At 67.4% G+C, this 6,407-nt stretch carries 8 protein-coding genes and 1 tRNA gene; 4 read left to right on the forward strand and 5 right to left on the reverse strand.

Going from position 1 to position 6,407, the window contains the following annotated elements:
• The first annotated feature begins 64 nt into the window (after positions 1-64).
• A complete protein-coding gene (locus tag ACV7NN_RS19450; protein ID WP_463351192.1) occupies positions 65-718 on the forward strand; it encodes a hypothetical protein in 654 nt (217 codons plus the stop codon).
• Positions 715-1,620 (forward strand): hypothetical protein, encoded by a 906-nt coding sequence (locus ACV7NN_RS19455; protein ID WP_463351193.1) that lies wholly within the window; start codon positions 715-717, stop codon positions 1,618-1,620. The genes ACV7NN_RS19450 and ACV7NN_RS19455 overlap by 4 nt, the downstream gene beginning before the upstream one ends.
• A gap of 20 nt (positions 1,621-1,640) precedes the next feature.
• Here the strand turns inward: ACV7NN_RS19455 and ACV7NN_RS19460 are convergent, their stop codons facing one another.
• Entirely contained in the window at positions 1,641-1,817 is a 177-nt protein-coding gene (locus ACV7NN_RS19460) for a hypothetical protein (RefSeq protein ID WP_463351194.1), read from the reverse strand.
• Between the two features lie 43 nt (positions 1,818-1,860).
• On the reverse strand, positions 1,861-3,756 hold the full coding sequence (locus ACV7NN_RS19465) for a DUF2207 domain-containing protein (protein WP_463351195.1): 1,896 nt from the start codon (positions 3,754-3,756) through the stop codon (positions 1,861-1,863).
• Positions 3,757-3,824: 68 nt separating this feature from the next.
• Here ACV7NN_RS19465 and ACV7NN_RS19470 point away from each other — a divergent pair, with 68 nt between their 5' ends.
• A complete protein-coding gene (locus tag ACV7NN_RS19470) occupies positions 3,825-4,346 on the forward strand; it encodes an AAA family ATPase (RefSeq protein ID WP_463351196.1) in 522 nt (173 codons plus the stop codon).
• A gap of 17 nt (positions 4,347-4,363) precedes the next feature.
• Here ACV7NN_RS19470 and ACV7NN_RS19475 read toward each other — a convergent pair.
• The 3 genes from ACV7NN_RS19475 to ACV7NN_RS19485 all read right to left on the reverse strand — a co-directional run bounded on the left by ACV7NN_RS19475 (position 4,364) and on the right by ACV7NN_RS19485 (position 5,931).
• Positions 4,364-4,439, reverse strand: a tRNA-His gene (locus ACV7NN_RS19475).
• A gap of 52 nt (positions 4,440-4,491) precedes the next feature.
• Positions 4,492-5,112 (reverse strand): oligoribonuclease, encoded by a 621-nt coding sequence (gene orn, locus ACV7NN_RS19480; RefSeq protein ID WP_463351197.1) that lies wholly within the window; start codon positions 5,110-5,112, stop codon positions 4,492-4,494.
• A 9-nt stretch (positions 5,113-5,121) separates the two neighbouring features.
• Entirely contained in the window at positions 5,122-5,931 is an 810-nt protein-coding gene (locus tag ACV7NN_RS19485) for an SGNH/GDSL hydrolase family protein (RefSeq protein WP_463351198.1), read from the reverse strand.
• A 149-nt stretch (positions 5,932-6,080) separates the two neighbouring features.
• Here ACV7NN_RS19485 and ACV7NN_RS19490 point away from each other — a divergent pair, with 149 nt between their 5' ends.
• A complete protein-coding gene (locus ACV7NN_RS19490; RefSeq protein WP_463351199.1) occupies positions 6,081-6,341 on the forward strand; it encodes a thioredoxin domain-containing protein in 261 nt (86 codons plus the stop codon).
• Positions 6,342-6,407 lie beyond the last annotated feature (66 nt).

The following is a 6,407-nucleotide window of genomic DNA, read 5'->3' on the forward strand; positions in this document are numbered from 1 at the left end:
GATACTCAGGTCATCGGTGGCGGACGTCTCGCGGACCTCGTCACCCCTCCACGCGGAGGCTGAGATGGATGCAAGGGGATATCGGGGGAGCGCGTTCAGCGTGGTCCTCGTGACGGTGATCGTCTGTCTGGCGAGCCTCACCGGATGCGTCGGAACAGCTGCGCCCGAAGTCACGCCGGGCGGGGTCGATACTGCGTCACCGAAAACGGGCACCACCGCACCGCAGCCCGACAACACATCACAGGCCGTCTCCGTCGAGCTCGCCCAGCTCCCCATCGGCGGGGACACCACACAGGACCAGACCACCGGCGCCGACACCTGCGTGACGATCAACTGGATCGTGCAGCAGGACGCGGCCAAGATCCCTGCAGACGTGCAGATCACGATCACGGGTGCGGCGTTCAGCACCGATGTCTACACGCTGGCCGACCAGGGATGCCCGACCGACCATCCGGCGTGCATCGGGTTCGTCTTCGACGTCGGTCACCAAGTGTGCGACCTCGGGGTCACGCCCACGGGATCTGCCGACTCCACGGGAACGGAGCCCGCCGTCAGCATCTCGGGAGATGTCACCTGTGTGAACGGGCAGACCTCCGAGTGCGAGGACTTCCTCTCGGCCGTGGCGAATGAGCCGAGCGTGAGCATTCCGCTCGATCCGCCGCCCCCCAGCCAGGGCATCGGGCCCGCGCAGTCGGATCGCGGCGGGGCCGTCGCGTGACGGACGACGCGCCGAAAGCGGCCGAGAGCGCCGAGACGCCCGCCGCGCCCCAGGTCGAACGCTGGGTGAACGTCCTCGGCAGTGTCATCGCGCCGGCGACCCTGCTCGGTGCGCTCCTGTTCTATTTCGGCTACGTCTCGTCGCGCGCACAGTACGACTATTTCGGGATCGACGTGGATGTGATCGGCCTCACCACCCAGAACTACGTCGCCCGCAGCCCGCAGCCGCTGCTCGTGCCCCTGCTGGTGCTCGCGCTCCTGGGCGCGGCCCTGGTCGGGGTGCATGCGATCATCCGTCGCCGCTCACGAAGGCCCGGGTTCGCCGGTGCCGTGCGGCGCACTGTGTTGGTCGGCCTGATCATCCTGGGTGCGGGGCTCATCCTGCTCTTCGCTTACCCGTTGCTGTCCGGCTGGCCGTACTATCCGCTGGTGACGCCGCTCGTCCTCGCCATCGGCGGTGCCGTAGCGGCCTACGGCCTCGGGACCCTCCGGTTCGTGGCGCGCCGGGATCGAAGAGGAACGGTTCCGAGACTCGGCGTCGTCGTGCTGCTCTGGGCGGCGACCGCGGCCTGCGTGTTCTGGGCGACGGCGACGATCGCGCAATGGTCAGGGCTCGGCCTCGCGCAGCAGCAGGCGCGTCACCTCGACACTCTGCCGAGCGTGATCGTCGACACGCAGGATCGGCTGTATCTCCCTGCCGAATCGCACGTCACGGAGATCGAACTGCCGCCCACGGACAGCCAGAAGTTCCGCTACCGCTACGCCGGTCTCCGACTGCTCATCGTCGGCAGTGACCATATGTTCCTGGTGCCCAACGTCTGGAACCCCCACGACACCACACTGGTTCTGCCGGTCGACGGTTCGACGCGGCTCCAGTTCCAGTTCCGCAACCTGGCGCCCTGACCCAGCCTCAACTCCGCAGCTCAGTCGATGTCGACGGTCCAGATCACCAGACCGGTCGCCGTGCGCCTCGCTGTCTCCAGATAGGTGGCCGTGCGCCCGTCGTCGTCAGTGATCTCGGCCTGCAGAGCGTACTCCGTAACATCCCAGGTGCGGCCGTCGAACGGTCCGCCTTCCAGTTGCGCGATCGTCACATCCATAGCTGAACGGTACTCCGCTCGACGTCGAAACGGCATGCCGGGTTCACCACCCGCCGCCACCGCCGCCTCCGCCGCCGCCACCGGAGAAGCCGCCGCCGCCCGAACCGCCGAACGAGCTCCCTGAGCCCGACGACGGTGGCGGGGTGACCGCGAACGGTGCGCCCTCGTAGAGCGAGCTGAAGGCGGCGATCTGCAGGGGGAGCAGGGAGGCGTTCATGGTCCCTGCGGTCCACTCGGGTTCTGTGCCCGTCGTGGCGTAGGCGTGGGCGAGTTCGCGCATCCACTCCTTCTCGACACCCCAGACGATCGCGTAGGGCAAGAGCTTCTCATTGAGCCCGACGACCGCAGAGCCGTCGGTCGCATCGACCCGGTCGGCGCCTCCGGGACTCTGCAGCACGCGGAAACGGTCCGCCTCGGCGAGTGTGAGGTATTCGCGGAGGCCGAGGAGCTGATCGCGGACCTCGACGCCCTCGACCGTCATGAGGTCCGGGACCCGCGCCAGCCAGAAGACCAGCACAGCGATGATGACGACCGCCCACAGCCCCCACGACAGGATGCCGGTCGTGCCGTTCTGCGTCGTCGCCCACCAGATCAGGAGCAGCCACGCGGCGAGGACCAGAACGATCCCCGATCCGAGGATGCGCGGAAGGCGACTCTTCGCCCTCCCGCGAAGGCCGCGTGCGTCGACGACGCGAGCGAGTTCGGTGTCGAGGCCCGCCATCCGGTCTCCGAGCTTGTGGTCGCGCGGATCGAGCAGCACTTCGGCTCCGGGTTCGTCGGTCGGGAAGATGCGGTCCAGGATGGCGCGCTCATCGGGGTCCGCCACCGCGGCGGACGGCACCAGTCGCCGCAGCCCGAACATGGTGTCGACGGATGCGTTCGAGTGGTCGATGAGGGCCGCGACCTTGTTCACGGCGAACCCGATGAGCTGCGCAGGAACCGCCCGATCCCCGCGGTTCAGGAACTGCGCCGCGAGTGCCGGGAACATGCCGGGCGGGGGAGCGTACTGCGCGACGATGATGCCGCGGCCCTTCGGCGTTCGCCAGACGTACAGCCGGGCGATCACGACCGAGACAAGGATCGCGATCGCCAGACCCAGGAGGATCCACGGGAGGACGGCGAACGGAAACGCCGCACGCGGGTCGGGCGGGGCGGCGAACGTTCCGGCCGCGAAGCCGACCGCCATCGTGATGTTCTGTTGCGGGCCGAGGTTCGCGTGGCCGGCGGTGATCACCGTTCCACCTGCCTCGGGAGCGGACGTGATCGTGCAGCGATCGGTGCTGCCCAGATTGCCGACATAGCATGCGTTGCTGCCGGTGAGGGCAGCCGAGACCGCGCCGTCGAGGTGCAGCCGAGCCGTCACCCGGCCGAACGGCTGGTCCCATCCCGTTCCGTTGACATCCCAGTAGAACTCGTCGTCACCCGTGTCGGCGAAGTAGCGGACCACATTCTGCTGCGTGTACGTGATCACGTAGGTCTGCCGGCCATGCACGAAGGTGTTCGGCGAGCCGATGCGCAACTGCGCGAAGCCGTCCTGGTCCGCACGCTGGAACGGGATGCTCGCCCCGTTCGCATCCGTCACCGAGACGACCGAGACATCCAGGTTCGTGTTCTGGTCGGTCAGCGGGATGGCCCGCACGATACCGTGGTTCTGGTCGGTCTGCGGAAACTCGGCGACCAGCGTCTCGACGGTCTTCAGGGTGGAGACCTTGCCGGCGTCACGGCTGAGCGTGTAGTCGGCGGTGAACGAGTCGAAGGTGAAGTCGCTGGTGTCGGTGCGGAGGGCGGGCTGGGACCTGCTGTGAACCGTTGCGGCATGGGGCTCGGTGACGGGAGTCGGAGCCGCCATGGCGGGAGACCCGAGGCCGAAGAGCCCGGCAAGAACGCCCGCTACAGCGAGAGCGGTGAGGAGAGACGAGCGGGCGACGTGGCTGGGCACTGCTAGAGAGTAGCGCGCGCTTGAGGAAATGCCGCGACGACCACACGTCGCGATACGGTGGTGGCGCAATGAAAGTCGACTGCGTATTCATCAATGGAACCGTCGGAACAGGCAAGACCACGGCGGCGGACCAGTTGAGCAAGATCGTCAGCCTGAACGGAATTCAGAACGCCGTGATCGACCTCGACGACATACGCCGATCGTGGCCGGCGCCCGCCGGTGATCCCTTCAACCACGAGCTGGAGCTCAGGAATCTCGCTGCCCTGGTCGGCAACTATCGCGCGGTCGGCGCCGAGCGGATCATTCTTGCGGGTGTCGTGGAGCAGCGTTCGGAGCTACCGCGGTACCGGGAGGCCGCGCAGAGCACGGGGATGTTCGTGGCACGCCTGGTCACCGATCCTGTCGTCCTGCAGGCGCGGCTGCGCAAGCGGCACGCGGGAGACTCCGAAGCCCTCGCCTGGTATCCGGCCAGGGCCGTCGAACTGACGCACATCCTGGATGCCGCAGGCTGCGACGACGAAGACTTCGACACGACGAACACCAGTCCTGCCGAGGTGGCCGCAGCCATCCGGGCGACCGTGGGCTGGTGACGGCCGGGTGGAGCAATTGGGGTGAGTAACGGGGCTTGAACCCGCGACCTCCTGGACCACAACCAGGCGCTCTACCAGCTGAGCTATACCCACCATGCGACCTGCCCGACACTGCTGCGCCGAGCGAGGCAACTAGGAGATTCTATTACATCCGCGCCGCCCATTTTTCCACCACGGAGCTGGCGACCGCCTGGGTCTGCTCCGACGTGGGTCCCGGTTCGCCGACGAAGGCCGCGGAACGGTAGTAGTCGAGCTCGCGGATCGACTCGAGAATGTCGGCCAGCGCGCGGTGGCCGCCGTTCTTCGCGGGGGCGTTGAAGTACACGCGCGGGAACCAGCGTCGTGCCAGCTCCTTGATGGACGACACGTCGACGTTGCGGTAGTGCAGGTGGTTGTCGAGCCTCGGCATGAACTTGGCGATGAACGACCGGTCGGTGCCGATCGTGTTGCCGGCGAGCGGTGCCGTGCGGGCGCCGGGGGCGAACTTCAGCACGTATTCGAGCACCTCGTATTCGGCCTCAGCGAGGCTCACACCGTTCGGGATCTCCTCGATCAGGCCCGAGGTCGTGTGCATCTGGCGAACGAAGTCGCTCATGTTCGCAAGCGCTGACGCATCCGGCTTGATGACGATGCTGAGGCCCGGGTCGAGCACGTTCAGGTCGAAGTCGGTGATCACCACGGCGATCTCGACGAGCTCGTCGATCTCGAGGTCGAGTCCGGTCATTTCGCAGTCGATCCAGACCAGTCGATCCGAGGAAGTAGGCATGCGGAAAGTCTACTGTGGGGCTCCGACGCGGCACGGGACCGGCAGTTTGGGACTCAGCCCGTCGCCGGCGGAGACACCCCTCAGCCGACGCCCAGCCCACGGGATGGCGTAGACACGCAGCCACGTGCGGAAGGGGAGCGAGTCGGGTGGCGGGATCGGCGCATCCGGGAAGGGAACGGATCGCGCCGCGATCTCGGCGTACGGAACGCCGAGCACGTGTGCAGCACGTGCCGCCAGCAGACGATGACCACGGGTGCTCAGGTGCACCCGGTCCGCCGCCCACATCGAGGTCTGCTGGAACTCGCGGATTCCCCACACATCGAGCACACTCGCGCCGTTCGCCCGCGCGATGCTCCAGATGTCCGCGTTGAACACCGCTGCCCGTCCCCGGAACGGTTTGAGGAAGAACGCGAACTGCGGGTCGAAGCAGTTCGCCAGCAGCACGTTCGAACCCGCTTGGCGCAGGTGACGGATGCCGTCCTCGAGCCGGGTGGCCAGCGCATCCGGGTCCGCGTTCGGACTCATCAGGTCGTTCCCGCCGATCATCACGGAGACGAGGTCGGCATGCAGGGCGATCGCGCGGGGGATCTGGTCGTCGACGACGTGCGCGATCCGCCGGCCCCGGACGGCCAGGTTCGCGAACTCGAAGGATGTGTGACCAAGCCGCGCGTGACCGTCGAGGATGACGGCGAGCCGGTCCGCCCATCCGAGCCACTCGGCGCCGGGGACCGGCCCCGTAGCCGTCGGGGCCGGGTCGCAGAACCCTTCGGTGATCGAATCACCGAGGGCGACATACCGGGTCCACGCGGCGCCTGTCACAGTACGAATTCTCGCGGCGTCCGGGCGCGCGCGGGGACTCACCGCGCGTCCGCCGTCGACTCGTCTCCGGCTGTTCGCCGGCCGTACACTGAACGGGGAGAGCGCGACACCGCGGGTTTGCCTGCGTGTCACCTGCCGGGGAGGATTCGATGGAACTCAGGCTCTACACGTCGGCTTTCTGCGAGCCGTGCATGCAGACCAGGGCGGTGCTGGCCGAGGCTGCGCGACTGGTGCCGGAGGCGAAGGTGACGGAACTCGATGTCGCACGCGACAACGACTCGGCCGAAGCGGACGGCATCCGGTTCACGCCGACGGTGATCGTCAACAACGCGGACGGCGTGGAGGTCTTCCGCGCCGAAGGGGTACCGACGCTGCAGCAGGTCCTCGTGGCGGCTGCAAAAGCGCTCTGACCCATCCGGTATCGTTGAGGCGGTTGAGCGCCCCCGTAGCTCAGCGGATAGAGCAGGAGCCTTCTA

The sequence above is a fragment of the Leifsonia sp. Ger2509 genome, assembly GCF_055231915.1.

Bases quoted from the DNA above. Each gene is read 5' to 3' on its own strand.
- ACV7NN_RS19470 (WP_463351196.1), top strand. From the start codon at position 3,825: ATGAAAGTCGACTGCGTATTCATCAATGGAACCGTCGGAACAGGCAAG.
- orn (WP_463351197.1), bottom strand. From the start codon at position 5,112: ATGCCTACTTCCTCGGATCGACTGGTCTGGATCGACTGCGAAATGACC.
- ACV7NN_RS19450 (WP_463351192.1), top strand. From the start codon at position 65: ATGGATGCAAGGGGATATCGGGGGAGCGCGTTCAGCGTGGTCCTCGTG.
- ACV7NN_RS19490 (WP_463351199.1), top strand. From the start codon at position 6,081: ATGGAACTCAGGCTCTACACGTCGGCTTTCTGCGAGCCGTGCATGCAG.
- ACV7NN_RS19460 (WP_463351194.1), bottom strand. From the start codon at position 1,817: ATGGATGTGACGATCGCGCAACTGGAAGGCGGACCGTTCGACGGCCGC.